Source organism: Anabaena azotica SJ-1 (genome assembly GCF_047275885.1).
Lineage (GTDB): Bacteria > Cyanobacteriota > Cyanobacteriia > Cyanobacteriales > Nostocaceae > Trichormus_B > Trichormus_B azotica_A.
Genome location: NZ_CP178454.1, coordinates 4,549,080 through 4,568,453, shown reverse-complemented (window position 1 = coordinate 4,568,453; position 19,374 = coordinate 4,549,080). Strand labels below are relative to the sequence as shown.

Annotated in this window: 17 protein-coding genes; 10 read left to right on the top strand and 7 right to left on the bottom strand. The window is 38.2% G+C overall.

Annotated features, from left to right (window positions below; all coding sequences use genetic code 11):
- Positions 1-56: 56 nt before the first annotated feature.
- The 6 genes from ACLLO5_RS19940 to ACLLO5_RS19915 all read left to right on the top strand — a co-directional run bounded on the left by ACLLO5_RS19940 (position 57) and on the right by ACLLO5_RS19915 (position 10,934).
- Positions 57-1,787: an SDR family NAD(P)-dependent oxidoreductase gene (locus ACLLO5_RS19940; protein ID WP_413172234.1), complete on the top strand. Its 1,731-nt coding sequence runs from the start codon at positions 57-59 to the stop codon at positions 1,785-1,787.
- A 160-nt stretch (positions 1,788-1,947) separates the two neighbouring features.
- Positions 1,948-3,309, top strand: coding sequence for a polyketide synthase (locus ACLLO5_RS19935; protein ID WP_413172233.1), 1,362 nt, complete (start codon positions 1,948-1,950; stop codon positions 3,307-3,309).
- On the top strand, positions 3,306-6,629 hold the full coding sequence (locus ACLLO5_RS19930; RefSeq protein WP_413172232.1) for a PfaB family protein: 3,324 nt from the start codon (positions 3,306-3,308) through the stop codon (positions 6,627-6,629). Before ACLLO5_RS19935 ends, ACLLO5_RS19930 begins: the two co-directional genes overlap by 4 nt.
- Positions 6,630-6,773: 144 nt before the next feature.
- The gene (locus tag ACLLO5_RS19925; protein ID WP_413172231.1) at positions 6,774-8,444 is read left to right on the top strand and encodes a PfaD family polyunsaturated fatty acid/polyketide biosynthesis protein; all 1,671 of its coding nucleotides are present in this window, start codon (positions 6,774-6,776) and stop codon (positions 8,442-8,444) included.
- Between the two features lie 2 nt (positions 8,445-8,446).
- Positions 8,447-9,964: a thioester reductase domain-containing protein gene (locus tag ACLLO5_RS19920; RefSeq protein WP_413172230.1), complete on the top strand. Its 1,518-nt coding sequence runs from the start codon at positions 8,447-8,449 to the stop codon at positions 9,962-9,964.
- 166 nt (positions 9,965-10,130) lie between these two features.
- Positions 10,131-10,934, top strand: coding sequence for an SDR family NAD(P)-dependent oxidoreductase (locus ACLLO5_RS19915; protein WP_413172229.1), 804 nt, complete (start codon positions 10,131-10,133; stop codon positions 10,932-10,934).
- A gap of 109 nt (positions 10,935-11,043) precedes the next feature.
- Here ACLLO5_RS19915 and ACLLO5_RS19910 read toward each other — a convergent pair whose 3' ends face one another.
- From ACLLO5_RS19910 to ACLLO5_RS19900, 3 genes are all read right to left on the bottom strand, one after another.
- A complete protein-coding gene (locus ACLLO5_RS19910; protein WP_413172227.1) occupies positions 11,044-12,063 on the bottom strand; it encodes a cyanophycinase in 1,020 nt (339 codons plus the stop codon).
- Positions 12,064-12,411: 348 nt separating this feature from the next.
- Positions 12,412-12,795: a type II toxin-antitoxin system VapC family toxin gene (locus ACLLO5_RS19905; RefSeq protein WP_413172226.1), complete on the bottom strand. Its 384-nt coding sequence runs from the start codon at positions 12,793-12,795 to the stop codon at positions 12,412-12,414.
- Entirely contained in the window at positions 12,792-12,989 is a 198-nt protein-coding gene (locus ACLLO5_RS19900) for a hypothetical protein (protein ID WP_413172225.1), read from the bottom strand. The genes ACLLO5_RS19905 and ACLLO5_RS19900 overlap by 4 nt, the downstream gene beginning before the upstream one ends.
- Positions 12,990-13,447: 458 nt before the next feature.
- On the opposite strand from ACLLO5_RS19900, the gene ACLLO5_RS19895 reads away from it, so the two are divergent.
- Entirely contained in the window at positions 13,448-14,005 is a 558-nt protein-coding gene (locus ACLLO5_RS19895; RefSeq protein ID WP_413172224.1) for a heat-shock protein, read from the top strand.
- 273 nt (positions 14,006-14,278) lie between these two features.
- On the opposite strand, the gene ACLLO5_RS19890 is transcribed toward ACLLO5_RS19895, so the two are convergent.
- On the bottom strand, positions 14,279-14,725 hold the full coding sequence (locus tag ACLLO5_RS19890) for a type II toxin-antitoxin system VapC family toxin (RefSeq protein WP_413172223.1): 447 nt from the start codon (positions 14,723-14,725) through the stop codon (positions 14,279-14,281).
- Entirely contained in the window at positions 14,722-14,967 is a 246-nt protein-coding gene (locus tag ACLLO5_RS19885; protein ID WP_413172221.1) for a hypothetical protein, read from the bottom strand. The genes ACLLO5_RS19890 and ACLLO5_RS19885 overlap by 4 nt, the downstream gene beginning before the upstream one ends.
- Positions 14,968-15,414: 447 nt before the next feature.
- Here ACLLO5_RS19885 and rpsO point away from each other — a divergent pair, with 447 nt between their 5' ends.
- The 3 genes from rpsO (at position 15,415) to aroF (ending at position 17,505) form a co-directional block, all read left to right on the top strand.
- The gene (gene rpsO, locus ACLLO5_RS19880) at positions 15,415-15,684 is read left to right on the top strand and encodes a 30S ribosomal protein S15 (RefSeq protein WP_347608929.1); all 270 of its coding nucleotides are present in this window, start codon (positions 15,415-15,417) and stop codon (positions 15,682-15,684) included.
- Positions 15,685-15,696: 12 nt separating this feature from the next.
- The gene (locus ACLLO5_RS19875; RefSeq protein WP_413172220.1) at positions 15,697-16,167 is read left to right on the top strand and encodes a PAM68 family protein; all 471 of its coding nucleotides are present in this window, start codon (positions 15,697-15,699) and stop codon (positions 16,165-16,167) included.
- Between the two features lie 279 nt (positions 16,168-16,446).
- Complete coding sequence (gene aroF, locus ACLLO5_RS19870; protein WP_413172218.1) at positions 16,447-17,505, top strand: 3-deoxy-7-phosphoheptulonate synthase; 1,059 nt, start codon at positions 16,447-16,449, stop codon at positions 17,503-17,505.
- 248 nt (positions 17,506-17,753) lie between these two features.
- Here aroF and ACLLO5_RS19865 read toward each other — a convergent pair whose 3' ends face one another.
- Both ACLLO5_RS19865 and ACLLO5_RS19860 read right to left on the bottom strand, forming a co-directional pair.
- A complete protein-coding gene (locus ACLLO5_RS19865; RefSeq protein WP_413172216.1) occupies positions 17,754-18,632 on the bottom strand; it encodes a hypothetical protein in 879 nt (292 codons plus the stop codon).
- Positions 18,633-18,703: 71 nt separating this feature from the next.
- Entirely contained in the window at positions 18,704-19,297 is a 594-nt protein-coding gene (locus ACLLO5_RS19860) for a DUF1517 domain-containing protein (RefSeq protein WP_413172215.1), read from the bottom strand.
- Between the last annotated feature and the right edge of the window lie 77 nt (positions 19,298-19,374).

The window sequence follows — 19,374 nt, the reverse complement described above, 5'->3', positions numbered from 1 at the left end:
TGCGAGAGAAAAAATAAATTTATTCATCAACACAGAATCAATTATAAAGTTGAATTATGCCAGCAACACTTCAAATTAATCCATCATCTGTCTTTGTAGTCAGTGGTGGAGCAAAAGGAATCACTGCACAATGCACAATTAAATTAGCACAAAACCAACCTTGCAAATTCATTCTTTTAGGTCGTTCAGAAATCACCCCAGAACCAGAATATGCACATGACTGTTTAGAAGATGCAGCCTTGAAAAAACGCATCATGGAAAATTTGATTTCTCAAGGAGAGAAACCAACACCCATGATGGTACAAAAGATATTTAATGAAATTAATTCCAGCAGAGAAATTAAAAAGACCTTAGCCGCAATAGAAGCAACTGGAGCAAAAGCTGAATATATCAGCGTTGATGTTACCAATACAGTAACTTTGCAAGAAAAACTCAACACCGTAGCCCAAAAATTTGGGCAAATTACAGGCATTATTCACGGTGCTGGTAACTTAGCTGATAAATTAATTGAAAAGAAAACATCAGAAGATTTTGAAAAAGTTTATACCGCCAAAGTGCAAGGATTACAAAATTTATTAAATTGCGTTAATCCTCAGCAATTACAGCATTTAGTCCTGTTTTCATCTGTAACAGGTTTTTACGGGAATATAGGTCAAAGTGATTATGCGATCGCCAACGAAATTCTCAACAAATCTGCACACAAAATTAAGCAAAATTACCCCCAATGTCATGTAGTAGCAATTAACTGGGGCGGTTGGGATAGTGGCATGGTGACACCACAATTAAAAAAAGCATTTGCAGAACGAGGAATTGATATTATTCCCGTAGAAATCGGCACACAAATGTTAGTTAATGAACTACATCCCGCCTATGAAAATCATTCCCAAGTTGTAATTGGTAGTCCCATGAAACTACCACCTAGTCCTTTAGGTTCAGAACTCCGCAGCTATCGCGTCAAACGGCGCATGACATTAGCAGAAAATCCATTTTTGCATGATCATACAATTGCAGGTTCACCAGTTTTACCAGCCACCTGTGCTAAATCCTGGATGGTCAATGGTTGTGAAGAAATTTATCCTGGTTATAGATATTTCAGTTGCCAAGACTTCAAAGTTTTGAAAGGAATCACTTTCAATTCAACTCTGGCTAAAGAACATATTCTAGAAATACAAGAAGTCTCCAAAAGCGATGGTAACTTTGTTGAATTTCAGACAAAAATATTGAGTAAAACACCTGAAGGCAGAACTCATTATCATTTCAGTTCTCTGATTAAACTGGTAAAAAATATGCCAGAAGCACCCATTTATGAAGCAATGGATCTCAGAGAAGATAATATTGTCACCACCACAGGTAAAGGATTTTATCAAAATGGCGATTTATCCTTATTTCATGGGCCAGCATTCCAAGAAATTACCAGAATTTTAAACATTAGCCCAGAGAAACTTACAGCCGAATGTTGTTGGCAAGAAATTACAGCCCAACAACAAGGACAGTTTCCCGTCAACTGGCACAATCCTTACATAATTGATGTGAGTACCCAAACCCTATGGTTATGGTTAAATCATTTCCATCAAGAAGTTTGTTTACCAGGACAATTAACCTACTGTGAACAATATTTAGCCGTACCATTCAACATACCATTTTATGTTTCCTGTGAAATGATAGCTAAAACTGATACTGGTGCAACCGTCAATTTCATTATCCACAGTCGTGAAGGAAAAATATATTCACGTATCTTAGGCGCAAAAGCCGTCATTTGGCCGATGAAAATGTTAAATAAGAAGTAAGTAAGTAACAGGTGACAGGTGACAGGTGACAGGTGACAGTGAAATATCATAACTGTTAACTGATAACTGAAAAACCACGTTTGGGGGAACAGCGTAAATCCTAAAAACGGAGGAAATAAAAATTTCCTTCACGTCTTATACCCCAACGAGGATTTCAACAGTGGAAAAAATAGCCATCATTGGATTATCATGCCTCTTTCCAGATGCTACAAATCCTGAACAATTTTGGCAGAATCTCAGCGAAGAAAAAGACTCAACTTCTGATATTAGTGTTGCCGATTTAGGTTTAGACCCTGGCATATTCTACGATTCTAATAAAGGTACACCGGAAAAATTCTACTTTTTTAAAGGTGGATTTATTCGTAACCTTGACTTTAATCCTAGTGAGTACAATTTACCTACAGAATTTGTACAAAGCCTGGACAATACTTTTAAATGGTCACTGTATGCAGCTAAACAAGCGATTGTTAACAGTGGCTATTGGGGAAATCAATCTGCTCTCTCTCAATGCGGCGTAATTTTAGGAACTCTGGCTTTACCAACCAAAGCATCTAATCAATTGTTTGCACCTATTTATCAGCAAACTATTGAACCTGCTATTGGTGAACTTTTACAGGAAAAAGACTTTCATTTAGCAGGTGTACCAACCGCTGCCAAAGCATCACCATATAATGCTATGGTTTCCGGTTTGCCTGCGGCTATAATTTCCCGTGCATTTGCTCTTTCTGGAACTCATTGCTGTATAGATGCTGCCTGTTCATCATCATTTTATGCCATTAAATTAGCATCCCATTATCTCCAATCTGGTAAAGCAGATTTGATGTTAGCCGGTGCTATTAGTGCTTCCGATCCGTTGTTTGTCAGAATGTTATTTTCGGGTATTCAAGGATATCCAGATAATGGCGTTAGCCGTCCTCTTGATAAATCATCACGTGGCTTAATTACCTCCGAAGGAATAGGAATGGTAATGCTGAAAAGATACAGTGATGCTGTTAGAGATGGAGACAAAATTTTAGCAACAATCTGCGGTAATGGTCTATCTAATGATGGTAAAGGCAAGCATCTCCTCAGTCCTAATGCTCAAGGACAAATCACCGCATACCAAAGAGCTTTTACTGAGGCTAATCTTGAACCCAAAACCATTGATTATTTAGAGTGTCATGCTACCGGCACTCTCTTAGGAGATACCACCGAATCTAACTCTGTCCAAGGCTTTTTTGGTGAAAATCAAGCAGCGCCTTTAGTTGGTTCAGCTAAAACAAACGTCGGTCATTTACTTGTTGCTGCTGGCATGGTGGGGATAACAAAGACGATTTTAAGTATGTCTCATGGTGTTATTCCGGCAACTATAAATGTCAGTGAACCTATGGGTTCTGAAAATAATGTTGTTTCGCCGCAAAACATTGTCAGAACTGCCACAGATTGGCCGAGTAAAGGAACTAAGCACGTAGCTTTAAGCGCATTTGGATTTGGTGGAACAAACTCTCATTTAATTCTGGAACAGGGGGAAAGCAGCAAATGAGTATTCAAGAAAACAAGACCGCAAAAATGGCAATTGTCGGTATGGATGCCTTGTTTGGTGAATGTGATGGATTAGATGCTTTTGAAAGTAGTATTTACGATGGTAAACAGCATTTTATTCCCCTACCAGAAAAAAGATGGCTTGGTATTAATGAACAAACAAAGCTACTGCAAGAGTATGGGTTAGAAGCAGGACAAGCACCAACGGGAGCGTATATTACAGATTTTGAAGTTGATACCTTAGCTTACAAAATACCTCCCAACGAAGTTGACAAAATCAACCCACAGCAGACTTTATTACTAAAAGTGTGCGATCGCGCCCTCAAAGATGGGAAAATTCAACCTAATGGTAATGTAGCAGTCATTATCGCCGCAGACACAGAACTATCTGTACACCAGCTACAACAACGTTGGAACTCATCTTGGCAGCTTAAAGACGGATTAAATGGGGCAGAAATTTCTTTACCACCAGAAAAAATCACCCAACTAGAAACCATCATCAAAGACAGTATTCACCATCAAGTAGAACTTAGTGAATACCTCAGTTATGTTGGCAACATCATGGCCAGTCGCATTTCATCCCTATGGAATTTCACTGGACCTTCCTTCACTATTAGTGCCGTAGAAACTGCCGCTTTTAAAGCCTTAGAACTAGCAGAAATGCTACTAGCTACCAACGAAGTGGATGCAGTAGTAGTAGGTGCCGTTGACTTAGCAGGTGGAGTAGAAAACGTCTTACTCCGCAGTCAATTAGGAAAACTCAATACAGGCATCAATACCTTAAGTTTTGACCAAAAAGCCGACGGTTGGACAGTAGGAGAAGGTGCAGGTGCAATTGTCCTCCAGCGACATGATACAGCACTACAAAATAATCAACGCATATATGCAGTAATTGATGGCATCGGTATCGGTCAATCTCCCTCAATGGCCATAGATGCCACTACCATCAACCAAGTATGTCAACAAGCATTTCAACAAGCAGGAATTCAACCCACAGAAGTCAACTATTTAGAAGTCTGCGGTAGTGGAATTCCCTCAGAAGACGAAGCCGAAATTAACGGTATCCTCCAAGCTTATCCCCCTGTAGGAGATGGTTTACACTGTGCCATTGGTAGCGTCAAAGCCAATATAGGTCATACCTTTGTCGCTTCAGGAATAGCTAGTTTAATCAAAACAGCATTAAGTCTTTATCACAGATATATTCCCGGAACTCCTCAATGGTCTGGTGTCAAAACACCGCAAGTATGGGAAGGTAGTCCCTTCTATGTCGTTACTGAATCCAGACCTTGGTTCTCACAAAGAGAAGTCAAATGTAGAATTTCAGCCATTAATAGTATTGGCTGTGACGGCTCTTTTGCCCATGTTATCCTATCAGAAGAAACCCAACAACAAGAACGCAGCAGTAGATATTTAGAATCAAGACCTTTTCATCTATTACCCATTGCCGCTGATGACCAATCCAGCTTATTTGCAGCACTAGACAATCTGCAACAAACAATTGAAAATGCTGATTCTCTCAAAGACATTGCCAGTCAAACATTTGTCAAATTTCAACAGCATTCTCAGGCAAAATATACACTCTCTCTCACCGGACGTAACCAAAAAGAATTACTCAAAGAAATTAATTCAGCTAAAAAAGGTGTAGCTAATGCCTTTGAAAACGGCAAAGATTGGCAAACTCCTATAGGCAGTTATTTTACACCCAAACCACTGGGTAAAGATGGAGAAATCGCTTTTATTTATCCCGCTGCTGTTAACTCTTATCTAGGTATCGGTCGTACCCTCTTCCATCTATTTCCTAAAGCCTTTGATGATGTCATCGTCAAAAGTCTTTACGAACGTGCTGCGGACGTAGAAAAACTAGTATTTCCCAGAAGTCTGAGTAAATTATCAACTCGACAATTAGAAACCCTAGAAAAGAAATTGTTCGATGATTCTCTGGCAATGTTTGAAGCAGAAGTGCTGTTTACCAGACTCATCTCCACAATTATCACCGATGATTTTCAAATCAAACCCAAATATATTTTTGGATATAGCTTAGGTGAAACTAGCATGATGGTTGCTCAAGGAGTATGGAGCAATTTTTATGAAGTAAGTAACACCTTTAACTCATCAGCTTTATTTGGAGACAGATTATCAGGCCCCAAAAATGCTGTACGTGAGCATTGGGGACTACCAAAAGCTACTGAAACTTCAGACAATAATTTCTGGAGCAATTACGTTCTCATGGCCAGTCCAGAACAGGTCAGAGAATGTTTAAAAAATGAAACTCGCGTCTACTTGACACAGATTAATACATCAGAAGAAGTATTAATTGCCGGTGAACCAGCAGCTTGTGAGCGAGTCATTAAAACTCTTGGTTGTAACGCCTTTCCTGCACCTTTTGATCATGTAATTCATTGTCAAGCAATGCAATCAGAGTCAAAAGAACTAGAAAAACTCTACACCTTGCCAGCACAAACAATCCCCGGTATCACTTTTTATTCAGCGGCTGAATATCAACCAACCACACTTAATAGTGAACAAATTGCTCACAACATAGCCAAAGGATTATGTCAGCAACTCGACTTTCCCCGCTTAGTTAATCGCGTCTACGCAGACGGAGCAAAAATCTTTATTGAAGCAGGTGCTGGTGGTATTTGTTCCCGCTGGATAGATAAAAATCTTGGCAATCAAGAACACATCACCGTATCCCTAAACCGACGCGGCATAGATGATCATACTTCACTTGTTAAAGCACTGGCAAAATTGCTTAGTCATGGAGTGAATTTAAACTTATCTCCACTGTATAATCTATCCTCAGAAACTGCCAAGAAAAATAAAGCAACTCTCAAGAAAATTACATTAGGTGGTAATTCCATCACAGCGGCAATTTTGAGTGAAGAAAACCGCCAGATTTTCCAGAAAGATCCTCAGTTCAAGCAACATCAAACAACCCCTAATTACCGAGAGTATAAAATTATCAATTCCCTACAACCTCCGGTAAAAATTACTCCCAACGATATTTACTCCCAGCCAATTGTTCAACCGGAAAAAATCACCATGAAAACGATCATGGATAACGGTTTGAAACCAGGAGATAAATTACAATCTTCTGAGTTAACTGGCACTAAAACCCCACCAACTCAAAAAATTACTCACAAAATCCAGATGAATGATTTAAAAATAGCTCAGTATCAAAAACTGAGTACAAATAATTCAAAATTAACACAAGCTCATACCAGCTTTCTACAAGCCAGACAGGATTTCAGTCAACAAATGAGCAAAATAATTCAATTGCAATTAGCTTGCGCTCAAAACCTACTCACCGAAGAGAAATAAATCATTAATTCTCGTTCCTAGTCTCTGGCTGGGAACGCAATTCCAGAGGTTCTACCTCTAAAGCATCAATACCAAAAAAACTAGATTCTTTGCTAGAGCAAGGAACAAGTCAAACCATTGCTTACAACTTGAGGAACAAATACCGTGACAACACTCAATACGGTACTAAATAAACATGATAATGGACTTAGCTTTTCCACCTTTTCCAACCATCAAAACCAAATTTGGAGAGGTTCATTAGATTGTATAGCATTTGAACAAAACGCTATTAAAGATAAATTCCTTTCATTAGATAAACCTTGTTATATAGTTAAAGTAGCAGATAACATAGGCGTTACTAACGATGGTTATTTAACACCTGCTGACAACGGTTCATCAGCACAAGCAGAGCTATTAATATCACTTCCACCTTTGCGACTGCAACAATTTGGCGATCGCAATTTTCTCACAGATTATGGTGTCAAATATGCCTATATGACTGGTGCAATGGCTGGTGGTATTGCTTCCGAAGAAATGGTAATTGCACTAGGAAAAGAAAAACTTTTAGGTTCTTTTGGTGCAGGTGGTTTACCTCCAGAACGGATAGAAATCGCCATCAATCGCATACAAGAAGCCTTACCTCATGGTCCTTATGCCTTTAATTTAATTCATAGTCCTAACGAACCAGCAATAGAACGCCGCGCCGTCGAATTATATCTCAAATATCAGGTAAGAACTGTAGAAGCATCTGCATTTTTAGACTTAACTCCTAACATCGTTTATTATCGAGTAGCTGGACTAAGTTTAAATACCAATAATCAAATTGAAATCAAAAATAAAGTCATTGCTAAAATTTCTCGTCGTGAAGTTGCGACTAAATTTTTGCAACCAGCACCAGTTAGAATTCTCAAAGAATTAATTCAGCAAGGACTAATTACTGAATTACAAGCAAATCTAGCCAGCAAAGTCCCAATGGCTGATGACATTACCGTAGAAGCTGATTCCGGTGGTCATACAGATAATCGTCCCTTGGTGTGTTTGCTTCCTTCAATTATTAGTTTACGGGATGAAATTCAAGCACAATATCAATATGAAAAACCCATAAGAATTGGAGTAGCTGGAGGAATTGGTACACCAGAATCAGCGTTAGCAGCTTTTATGATGGGTGCTGCCTATATCGTTACTGGTTCAATTAATCAATCATGCATTGAATCTGGAGCTTGTGATTACACAAAAAAATTATTAGCTCAAGCAGAAATGGCAGATATGATGATGGCTCCAGCAGCAGATATGTTTGAAATGGGAGTCAAATTGCAAGTTCTCAAACGCGGAACAATGTTTCCCATGCGAGCGCAAAAACTATATGAATTATACCGCACTTATGAATCAATTGAAGATATTCCTTTAGCCGAAAGAGAGAAATTAGAAAAACAAATCTTCCGTAAAACCATCGCCGAAGTTTGGGAAGGAACAGCCGCTTATTTATCTCAAAAAAATCCTGAAAAATTAGGTAAAGCTGTCAATAATCCTAAATTAAAAATGGCTTTAATTTTTCGCTGGTATTTAGGTTTATCTTCCCGTTGGTCTAGCACCGGTGAAAAAGGTAGAGAAGTCGATTATCAAATTTGGTGCGGTCCAGCTATGGGTGGTTTTAACGACTGGGTGCGCGGCTCATATCTAGCAGAACCTCAAAATCGTCATGTTGTTGATGTTGCTCATCACATCATGTTGGGAACAGCGTTTTCATACCGCATTCAAAACTTGAAAGTTCAAGGTTTGCAAATCCCTAATAACTACAGTCAATATCGCCCACTTCGTTCTACATTGGAGATGTAAATATGACTTTAAAACCTGCTTATACTGCTGAAGATATTCAAGCATTTATGGTGTCTAATCTGGCTGAAGTTATCGGAGCTACACCAGAAGAAATTGACGTTCAAGAGCATTTAGAAAATTATGGTTTGGACTCAGCCCAAGCTATGATTATTATCAGTAAATTGGAGCAATTATTAGGTTTTAAACCTTCTCCAGTGTTACTTTGGCATTACCCAACTATTGCTGCACTTTCACAACGTTTATCTGAAGAAGTACCAGGAGAATCCCAGATACAAGATACAGCATCTGGAAGAGTTGCAACTGTAAATATTGCTCCTCCTTTCCTAGATTTAGGTGCTGAAGCTGTACTTGACCCCACTATTCAACCAGTTGGTACTGCTGCGGTTTCTGTCACCAATCCCAAAAACATCTTTTTAACTGGAGGAACAGGTTATTTAGGTGCTTTTGTAATTAAGGAACTCCTAGCGGAAACCCAAGCAACTATCTATTGTTTGGTGCGTGCTGCTGATGTTGTTGAAGGTAAGAGCAAATTAGAAAAAAATCTCCAACAATATGCAATTTGGGATGATACATATAGTTCTCGAATTATCCCCATTGTTGGTGATTTAGCACAGCCACTTTTAGGTATTGGTGCAGAACAGTTTGAAAATCTGGCTGCTAATATAGATGTTATCTATCATAGTGGTGCTTTGCTGAATTATGTTTATCCTTATTCAGCATTAAAAGCTGCTAATGTTTTAGGAACTCAGGAAGTTTTGCGTTTAGCTTGTCAAACTAAAGTTAAACCTTTACATTATGTTTCTAGTGTCGCTGTTTTTGAATCAACTGCTTATGCTGGAAAGGTTGTTAAAGAACAGGATAATTTTCATGACTGGCAAGGTATTTTCCTTGGTTACTCTCAAACTAAATGGGTCGCAGAAAAATTAGTTAAAATCGCCAGTGACCGAGGACTTCCTGTTACTATTTACAGACCACCTTTGATTTCTGGAGATAGCAAAACTGGAATTTGTAATACCCATGATTTCATCAATTTGATGATTAAAGGCTGTCTACAAATGGGATATTTTCCCGATGTAGATTATATGTTAGATATGTCTCCTGTAGACTATGTAAGCAAAGCCGTTGTTTATCTATCACGTCAGGAAACATCAATTGCTAAGGCTTTCCATTTACAACATCCCCAACCAGCTTCTTTAAAGTCCTTGGTGGAATGGATACGCACTTTTGGCTTTTCACTGGAGATGATTCCCTACGAACAATGGCAAGCAGAGTTAATCAATAATGTCACTTCTCAAGAAAACCCTTTATACACTCTGCGACCATTTTTATTAGAGCGTTGGTCTGATGAACAAATTACTATTCCTGATTTGTACTTGCAAGCTAGAAGACCAATCATTAGCTGTGAAGAAACCCTAGAAGCATTAAAAGGAAGTTCTATTGTTTGTCCTCCCATAGACTCACAATTATTGATCACTTACACTTCTTATTTAATGCAGACGGGATTCCTCAGTCTTGCATAACTAACATTGATGTCGATGTTGGGAAAGAGTGATTGATTTAAAGTAATGAATAAGTTGCAAGAAGATCAATTTAATTTCTTGCTAACTTATTTTTCTTTATTCCTCACTCCGTACTCAACCAGATTCAATTGATTTTACTTTTGGTGAATTTCACCAAACTTTTGACATGAAACTAAAAACCCAAGAACAGTATAAGAAAACTGCTCTTATTACTGGTTCTGCTAGTGGAATTGGTTACGAATTAGCCTGTATTTTTGCTTCTGAGAATTATAATCTGGTATTAGTAGATAGAAATAAATTAAAACTGCTAGAAATAGCCGTTGATTTCCAGAAAAAATATAATATTTTAGTCACAAGTATTGTTAAAGATTTATCTGTATCTACATCTCCTGAAGAAATTTTTACAGAATTGCAACAAGCCGATATTCAAATTGATGTCTTAGTGAATAATGCCGGATTTGGGACTTATGGTTTATTCAATGAAACCAGTCTCAAGAATGAACTAGAAATGTTACAGGTAAATTTGGTTTGTCTGACCCATTTAACTAAGTTATTTCTCAAAGACATGGTGAAGCGGGGTAAGGGAAAAATATTAAATGTTGCTTCCGCTGCTGCTTTTCAACCAGGCCCTTTAATGGCAGTTTATTTTGCAACTAAAGCTTATGTTTTATCCTTTTCTGAAGCTATTGCTAATGAGTTAGAAGGTACAGGTGTAACTGTAACAGTTATGTGTCCAGGCTCAACTATATCTGCATTTCATGAACGCACAGGAATGGCAGATTCTAAGCTGGTTAAGGGTCAAAAAATGATGGATGCTGAAACTGTGGCTCTAATTGGGTATGATGCTTTAATGCGAGGTAAAACAATCGTTATTCCTGGACTTTTAAATAAAATTCTGGCAAAAAGTGTCAGATTTTTTCCTAGAAAGCTGGTGACGAAAATTGTTAGAAGTATGCAGGAAGACAAATAATTTTTCAGAAAATGAGGAGAAAGAATTAATTTTTTTCTTATCTTCCTTTCTCCTCTCTCCTATTGTCTGAATGTAAAAATCATGTGTATAACAACTTAAAAATTCCCAACTATTTAATTGGGTTGCGTTTGAAACCAGCGTATCCACCAGTAGTAAACCAGTATTCCCAACTTCCTCCAGAAGCAGTTGACCAATTATTGAGGTCAAATTTTCCACTTCCTTCTGGTGTTCCGGCAATTCTATATGCTTTAACAGCTTGTCCGTTATGATTCCAAATTACAGGTAAATCCCGTTTAATTTGTTCTGGTTCTGCACGATTAATTTGTAGAAAATAAGCATCTTGTCCTTTATCTGTGCCATTGCCAAATACTTTAGCAATTCCTTTTTCATCAATGGCAACAAAAGCACCTTCCTCTAAACCAATAGCAAAGGCTGAAAGTCGATTGCTATCATGAACAACTCTAGCCAATAAGCCAAAAAGTCTCCCATATCTTGTTTCTGGATGGTTTTTATCAATTCTATCTAAATGTGTGTCAGTAATAACATTTTTGAGAAATGGAACTTTAATAAAATCACTGTGATAAATATCCTTTGTATTGTGGTGAAAGGGGTCATTCAAAATTTCTGAACTCTGTACACCTTGATGGGAAGGTGCATAATAGTAGTCTCCTAAAATAGCCATGCCGGCACTAGTTCCAGCAATAGGAATTTTTTTCTGATTAATCAGGTAGTTAATTGCTTCTTCTACGGCTGTTCCTTCCCAATAATCTTCATACGCATTTTGATCACCTCCAGCTAGAAATAGTGCGTCTGCGTCGCGAATGTATTTGATAACTTCTGGATCATTGGCTGCTTCTCTACTGTCAATAGAAAGTTCAGCGGCTGAACTAATAAAATCTCTATAATGATCACAAATCCAATCAGCTTGTCTACCAACTCCACCAGAACGAAGCACTAAAAAATTTCCCCGGTTTGCTCTTTTAAGAAACCATTGAGTAGCTGCATCTTCTCCAGATTTTTTGCCTTCTGCACCGCCAATTAATAGAATACCAGGAATTGGTTTTGCTGATGTCGATGTAGTATTGACTTTTCCGCATTCTCTAATATAGTCAAAGTTTCGTCTTCCCATAAACATCACCTGTGCTATTTATTGACAATGACAAATCCTGAAAACCTTTTATGTTCAGAAAAGACATTTTTATAAATGATTAATAATAGTGCCAATTTTCAGGTATATTAGCAACAATGTTTATGAGTATGTCGGAATATACTTATCCCATTAATATACAGTAAAAATATGAGCTAAAAATACTATCAGAGAACGAGTAGCGACAACCCAAACCTCAATAATTACTTGAGAGGTCATAAAACATTTATGATTCATTTGTCTGATAGCGTTCACGTAGTGTGCCGAAGGCATAGCGTGGCGTAAGCCATATCAGGATATCCAGGATAAAAGTCACATATTTCTCAATTATTAATTAATAAAAGGATTCTCAATCTTTAGTCCGGTAATTCCTTTAAAATCACTAACGTTTCTTGTTACTAAAAATGCGTCCTGATTTATTGCTGTAGCGGCTATAATTGCATCAGGAAGCTTAATTTTATATTGTCGTTTTAATTGGATGGTTTGATTTTCAATTTCTCGTAACAATGGAACTGTGTTAAACTGCGATAGTAAATCTTCAATAGACTTTTCTTCCTCTTTTGATAAGCCGATAAAACTCAGTAATTCAATGCGAATAATCGGTGAAACTAGAATTTCGTGCAAGTTGAAAAAATCTTCTGCAAACCATGAATTAACTGTTGTATCATCGGCTAGATAGTAAATAAAAATATTGGTATCATAAAGATATCTCATTCTTCCCATTCCTGACGCAGAGTATCTAAATGAGCTAACATTTCTGCTTTTTTATGCTTTAAAATACCTTTGGCTTGAATAATTTTTTCATAGTCCTTTTTCCAATTTAATAGCATTGATTCTGGTACATCGACTGTAATTGAATCTTCATCTTGAGATACAAGATAATGTCTTGGTATTTTGATTAATGGCATAGTTTTATGCTCCTGTTTCCCTCCATTCCGATTGTAACATAATGACGATATTATAAAATTGTCTGATAGCGTGGCGTAAGCCATATCAGGATAACCAGAATAAAAGGATTTACAGGATGGTTATTTGATGAATTTATCTGAATCAGGATAACCAGGATTATAGGATTTTCAGGATGGTTATTTGATGATTACTAAACGTGAATGATGTATTGATGATTACACTAAGTTAAAAAATTAACCTTTCTTCATACTAATCATCAACAACTAACCAATAATCAAACAATCACATCCTGTACATCCTTAAATCCTGGATATCCTGATTCAGACAACCACCACATTCACTACCTACAAATAATTAATAAAAAACATCCTGTAAACTTTAAATACTTGACATTGTGATTTTTATACTATTAAGATTACAAGATTATTGTATAAATCATAGCAGCTTATATTAACTCATGAGTAAAAATTTTAATACAGTCAAGACGGAGGTTAAACACTGGAGAAATTTCACATTTAATGGTCAAGTTTACGACTTATCACATCTTGATGTTCACTGGGTTGAATATACTGATGATACAGATGAAAATAACCCATTCACATACAGATTTATCGTCACATATAGCTCACATTGTTTTACGAAAGAATCGGATGAACTGAGCAGCGAAGAATCAAATTTATTGATGTATAATGCTCCAAGAGAGTCTAGACCATTCAATTTTGAACGATACCACTTATCAAAGCATTTACCCAGTATTATCAAGTCACTGGGTGAAAAAACAACATTGGTATGTCATGCTGGATATGGAAACTTTGCAACCGTTAAAATTGTAGATTCTAATGGTATTGAAGTTGATTATTTTGTTGTTTTTACAGTATTTCGGGAAAGTAAAAAGCTGAGGTTGCACGTAGAAAGCGCCTACCCTAAATATGATGGTATAGGTAAAATCAAAAAAGTTCGCTTTTTTGTGATAGCCAAAAACTTATTAAATAATAAAAAATTACCCAGTCCTTAAATAACAAAGACTCCTTGAGGAGTCTTCGCCAAAAATCAATTTTTGGTATTCAGAACGTCTTTACCGGAATTCCTCGACCATACAGGTAACGGGATGTCATGTTTAGACTATCTTTCAACGCCTAAATCATGTCTGCTGCATCCTATATTTTTATATTAAGGTATATTTTCAATTTCGTCAAGTCCCTATTTGTCTGAAATGGCTAACGCCACGCTACGCGAACAGGATGACCAGGATGAAAGGATTTACAGGATAATTTTACTCACAATATTCTTAGCTATTAATACTTTGAGGATGAATAATCGTAATTTCTGGAACAGCTATAAAATCTTTGGGGTTTAAAGTTAAAATATGGCTGATATTATGAGCAAGCATCACTGCTAATATGTGTATATCGTGAGTGCGTTTACCAGAAATGTTATATGTTGTTACCAAGTTCAACCAAATAGAAAATACATCTGGTGTTTCTTCTAATAAATCAAATTGATTTATTAGCATTTGTACTGCTTGAGTTGTTTGTTCTACATTCCATCCTAATCCATTGACATTGACAGGACGAGTAGAAACAACCCAAAATTCAATAATTACTTGAGAGGTAATAAAACATTGACCACCTCGTAATAAAATTTCAGAAATATTATTCCGTATAAGGTTGTATTCCTGAGATTGAGAATTTACAAATCTAAGAATAATATTGGTATCAAGTAAATAGCTTTTCATATTCCTCTATCATCATAAATATTTTCTCGACGCAGTGCTTCATCTGATAGGGTAATACTGCTTTGAGGAAATTTAGATAACCATTCTTGAAATTTTGCGGCTTTTTCTACTGATGTTAAATTTTGTTTTTCTGCTGACGGAATTATATTTCTATGAGCAAGTTTAGATAAAAAAAGTTTCTGATCTTCGGGAGTTAATTTGGAAACAATTTCTACAAGGGAGTCAACAAGTTGTACATTCATAATTATTTATGTCATTTACTAGGTTATGGGCAATATTACACTGTATATCAATTATAAAGCCTAAACTGTCTGAATCAGGATACCCAGGATTAAAGGATTTACAGGATTGTAATTTGATGGTTGATAGATGAGACTCATGTATTTTATTCTTCCATTTTTGTATTGCGAGACATACATTTTATTCTCAAAAACCCCGACTCAGAAAAAATGCTCCTGTAATTCTTGCTATCAAAAACCTCACCCGCCAACTCAAACGATTAGCGATCGCACAACCACCCCAACAAAGTCTTAAATATATTTAATTTGTCCCAATTTATACTAAGTATTTACCGCTATCTCAATCCAGCCTTCCACCTATCACAAAGCTAATTCACCACAGACTTTAATGGCTGTGATATTATAAGAGACTGCTACATCCATTTAGAAAAAATAGAAATTTAATCGATCATGGCTCTGACGCAACAGCGCAAACAAGAACTAATCTCTGGCTTCCAAGTGCATGAAACCGATACCGGTTCTGCGGATGTCCAAATCGCTATGTTGACTGATCGGATCAACCGCCTCAGCCAACACCTCCAAGCTAATAAGAAAGATCATTCTTCCCGGAGAGGATTATTGAAGATGATCGGACAACGCAAGCGTCTTCTGGGTTATATCCAGAAGGACAATCGGGAAAAATATCAAGCTTTGATCGCTCGTCTCGGTATTCGTGGTTAGGAAGTCCCGCTTATGCCTGCTGAAGAATCAGAACGCAGTCGTTTACCTTTTGAGCCAAACAAAAAGCGTCAAAAACCTGCAAAAGCTAAAAGTCAATCCGTAGTCAAGGAACAGGAATCAAGCCAAAAACAGCAAAAACAGCCACCCTTTAACAAGGAAGAAATGGCGATTCCTGAAGTCGTCAGCCAGCGAATGATCCGCAGAGTGGCTGCATTTTGTGGTATACCCACATCTTTAGGCATTGCAAGTTTAGTGGCTAGTTATCTGCTGGTTGCCTACGCCCATATCCAATTACCTCCCATCGCCGTTTTATTGGTGAATATGGGATTATTTGGGTTAGGGGTGTTGGGGATAACTTATGGTGTTCTTTCTGCTTCTTGGGATGAAGAAAGACCTGGTAATTTAATTGGCTTGAGTGAGTTTAGTACCAATTGGGGACGGATGGCCGAAGTTTGGCGTGAGACGAGAAAAAAGAACGTCTGATCAGCGGCGCTCAGGTATTTTTACACAACTGTAATATTGGGTAAATTGGCGAATGAATGTTGAAGTTGAATTTTTATCACTTCAACATAAATTTTAAAAGCTTTAAAAATTTTAAACTTTTATACTGTCTTATTTATACCCAATATTCAGAAAAAGTACCTGGCGCTACATTTTTTATATATTTTTTGGCTTAATTATTGAGTAATTCCAGCAGGCAAAAATTAAAGTCAACATTCCTGAGTCGGTAAATAATTTACTAAAAAATACAGGGATTTTAAAATGATTGTTGTAATGAAAGTAGGTTCTCCACAGGCAGAAATAGACCGTGTAACGGAAGATTTAGCTGGCTGGGGGTTAACACCAGAAAAAATTATTGGACAACATAAAGTAGTAATAGGTTTAGTAGGTGAAACTGCGGATTTAGATCCGCTACAAATTCAGGAACTCAGTCCATGGATTGAGCAAGTTTTACGGGTGGAAGTACCATATAAAAGAACTAGTCGTCAGTTCCGCCATGGGGAAGCTTCTGAGGTGGTGGTGAATACTCCTGATGGGGATGTGGTGTTTGGTGAACATCATCCTTTGGTAGTCGTTGCAGGCCCCTGTTCGGTAGAAAATGAAGAAATGATTGTGGAGACGGCGCGGCGTGTAAAGGCTGCTGGTGCTAAATTTTTACGGGGTGGTGCATATAAACCCCGGACTTCTCCTTACGCTTTTCAAGGTCACGGTGAAAGTGCTTTGGAATTATTAGCTAAGGCGCGGGAAGTGAGTGGACTGGGAATAATTACGGAAGTGATGGATGGGGGTGATTTGGAGAAAATCGCCGAAGTTGCGGATGTGATTCAGGTGGGGGCGAGAAATATGCAAAATTTCTCCCTGCTGAAACAAGTTGGGGCGCAATCAAAACCCGTGCTGTTAAAACGGGGTATGGCGGCAACCATTGAAGATTGGTTAATGGCGGCTGAGTATATTTTGGCGGCGGGTAATGCCAATGTGATTTTGTGTGAACGAGGAATTAGAACTTTTGACCGTCAGTATACGCGCAATACTCTAGATTTATCAGTTGTGCCAGTGTTAAGAAAGCTGACGCACCTGCCCATTATGATTGATCCTAGTCATGGTGTGGGTTGGTCTGAATTTGTACCTTCGATGGCGATGGCAGCGATCGCAGCTGGTACAGATTCTCTCATGATTGAGGTACATCCCAACCCTGCCAAAGCCTTATCTGATGGACCCCAATCTTTAACACCAGACAAATTTGATAAATTGATGTCAGAATTAGCAGTCATCGGTAAAGTCATGGGACGTTGGCCGCAACCTGCATTTGCAACTGTGTAACATAGGTGACAGGGAGCAGGGGAGCAGGGGAGCAGGGGAGCAGGGGAGAGGGGGAAAGATTAATTCTTTCTTTTTCCTTCTTTCTTCTTCCTCCTGAACTCCTGCCTCCTGACTCCTGACTCCTGACTCCTGACTCCTGACTCCTGACTCCTGACTCCTGCCTTCTGCCTTCTGCCTCCTGCCTCTTGCCTCCTGCCTCCTGCCTCCTGCCTCCTGACTCCTGACTCCTGACTCCTGACTCCTATAAATTACCTTCTTCTGCTTCTGCTACCAAACCCAGAAGAACGGCTACCAGAACGTCCACCACTACCAAAACTGCTGCCAGAATTACGTCGGGGAGAACTGGAATTACCGGAAGGACGGAGGTTACTGCTACCAAAACCAGAACCTGTAGCTCGACCACTTGTATTTGTCCGTGGTGTCGTCCGAGTAGAGTTCCCAGATGATCTAATAGACCCTGTAGTGCGGAAAGCAGTCCGATTTCTCACGGCTGCGGGTGGTTCATTGTAGCGAGTGCGATAGCTAGAAACTGCTTGGTCATAAGTAGAACCATATCCACCATAACCACTCATAATTCCACCAGGTTGATAAACAGGGGGAACATAGTATTGAGGTCTAAATAAAAGACTACCAATAGCTTGACCCGCTAAGTTACCAGCCACAGCCCCTGCAAAAGGTGTCCAGAAGTTAGATTCTTGACGCACAACTACGGTTTCTCTTTGTCCCGTTTGGGGATTGGTTTTTGTCTCGGTGACATTATGAACGTACTCAATTTTAAAATCTTCCGTCAGGTATAAAGCCGGCTGGCCATTTTCTACCTTCAGGTAAGTTTTTTTACCTGCTTTGATTTCTTCATCTGTCAGCCTTGCCATTTGTAATTTTTCTGTGGCAAAGGTGGGAGGCTGACTACCGAGTAAAAACAGGGTATACTCCCCATTGGCATCGTTGTAGGTAGCCTGTTGTACATCATATTGTCCATCATTCAACTTGGTAGGAGTAGCACTTTGGCTGACACCTTGAGTTGAAGAAGATGTCTGTTGGTTTCCCCCACCACAAGCGACCGTTGTCAAGCACAAACTCAGGGCTAAACACACGATTGTAAATTTACGCATTACAGTTTTGATCATTGTATGATTGTCCTAATTTGTTAGCTATCATTGCTGATGGTAAGTGTAATAACTACAGACTAACCAACAAGTTACAATGGGATCAATTCCGGATAATACTGCAATAACTGATCGTTCGTCAGTTCGTCACCTAATTGGGCTGGTGAAAAATGCACTTGGATGGCTCGCAGTTTATGTTTTTGGTGTAAATTGATTAAAGCTCTCAACCCTGCTTTTAATGCTTGGATGTTAGAAAGGTCAGCTTCTAATTCTGGAACTTCTCCTTCATAAGCCACTGTTAGCATGATCACTACGTTGCGGGTAACAGGAATAGATAAAGGTTCATCAAATCCAGAGGAAGAACTTAAATCGAATTCAGCACCATATCTTTGGGCAGAATCAGTAAATAATTCATTGACATAATCCCCTGCTTCTCCTTCATTCCAGAAGACATCTCCTTCATTAGCTTCTGAGAGCCAATATTCATCATATCTAAGTAGAGTTTCGCAAATTTCTACCAATTCTTCTCCCAGAATTTCTAAATCGCCATCAGAGTCAATTGCTTCCCGTGCAGCACGATTTAAAATTCCTAAAATTGGTGCTACTTCACTTCCTGCTAAATGCAGAAATAGACGACAAACTACATACCGGGTTTTACCCATCATGCGGTTAAATAGATTGCTCATTTTTTTACTCCAGTTAATTGTTTTTTTAAGGATTTAGGAGTATGGCTATAGCTTGCATGACGTTGCAGAAGTCATAC

Excerpts from the sequence above, each read along its gene's own strand:
- ACLLO5_RS19940 (WP_413172234.1), top strand. The coding sequence starts at position 57 with ATGCCAGCAACACTTCAAATTAATCCATCATCTGTCTTTGTAGTCAGT.
- ACLLO5_RS19930 (WP_413172232.1), top strand. The coding sequence starts at position 3,306 with ATGAGTATTCAAGAAAACAAGACCGCAAAAATGGCAATTGTCGGTATG.
- ACLLO5_RS19920 (WP_413172230.1), top strand. The coding sequence starts at position 8,447 with ATGACTTTAAAACCTGCTTATACTGCTGAAGATATTCAAGCATTTATG.
- ACLLO5_RS19915 (WP_413172229.1), top strand. The coding sequence starts at position 10,131 with ATGAAACTAAAAACCCAAGAACAGTATAAGAAAACTGCTCTTATTACT.
- ACLLO5_RS19910 (WP_413172227.1), bottom strand. The coding sequence starts at position 12,063 with ATGGGAAGACGAAACTTTGACTATATTAGAGAATGCGGAAAAGTCAAT.
- ACLLO5_RS19905 (WP_413172226.1), bottom strand. The coding sequence starts at position 12,795 with ATGAGATATCTTTATGATACCAATATTTTTATTTACTATCTAGCCGAT.
- ACLLO5_RS19900 (WP_413172225.1), bottom strand. The coding sequence starts at position 12,989 with ATGCCATTAATCAAAATACCAAGACATTATCTTGTATCTCAAGATGAA.
- ACLLO5_RS19895 (WP_413172224.1), top strand. The coding sequence starts at position 13,448 with ATGAGTAAAAATTTTAATACAGTCAAGACGGAGGTTAAACACTGGAGA.
- ACLLO5_RS19890 (WP_413172223.1), bottom strand. The coding sequence starts at position 14,725 with ATGAAAAGCTATTTACTTGATACCAATATTATTCTTAGATTTGTAAAT.
- ACLLO5_RS19885 (WP_413172221.1), bottom strand. The coding sequence starts at position 14,967 with ATGAATGTACAACTTGTTGACTCCCTTGTAGAAATTGTTTCCAAATTA.
- rpsO (WP_347608929.1), top strand. The coding sequence starts at position 15,415 with ATGGCTCTGACGCAACAGCGCAAACAAGAACTAATCTCTGGCTTCCAA.
- ACLLO5_RS19875 (WP_413172220.1), top strand. The coding sequence starts at position 15,697 with ATGCCTGCTGAAGAATCAGAACGCAGTCGTTTACCTTTTGAGCCAAAC.
- aroF (WP_413172218.1), top strand. The coding sequence starts at position 16,447 with ATGATTGTTGTAATGAAAGTAGGTTCTCCACAGGCAGAAATAGACCGT.
- ACLLO5_RS19865 (WP_413172216.1), bottom strand. The coding sequence starts at position 18,632 with ATGATCAAAACTGTAATGCGTAAATTTACAATCGTGTGTTTAGCCCTG.
- ACLLO5_RS19860 (WP_413172215.1), bottom strand. The coding sequence starts at position 19,297 with ATGAGCAATCTATTTAACCGCATGATGGGTAAAACCCGGTATGTAGTT.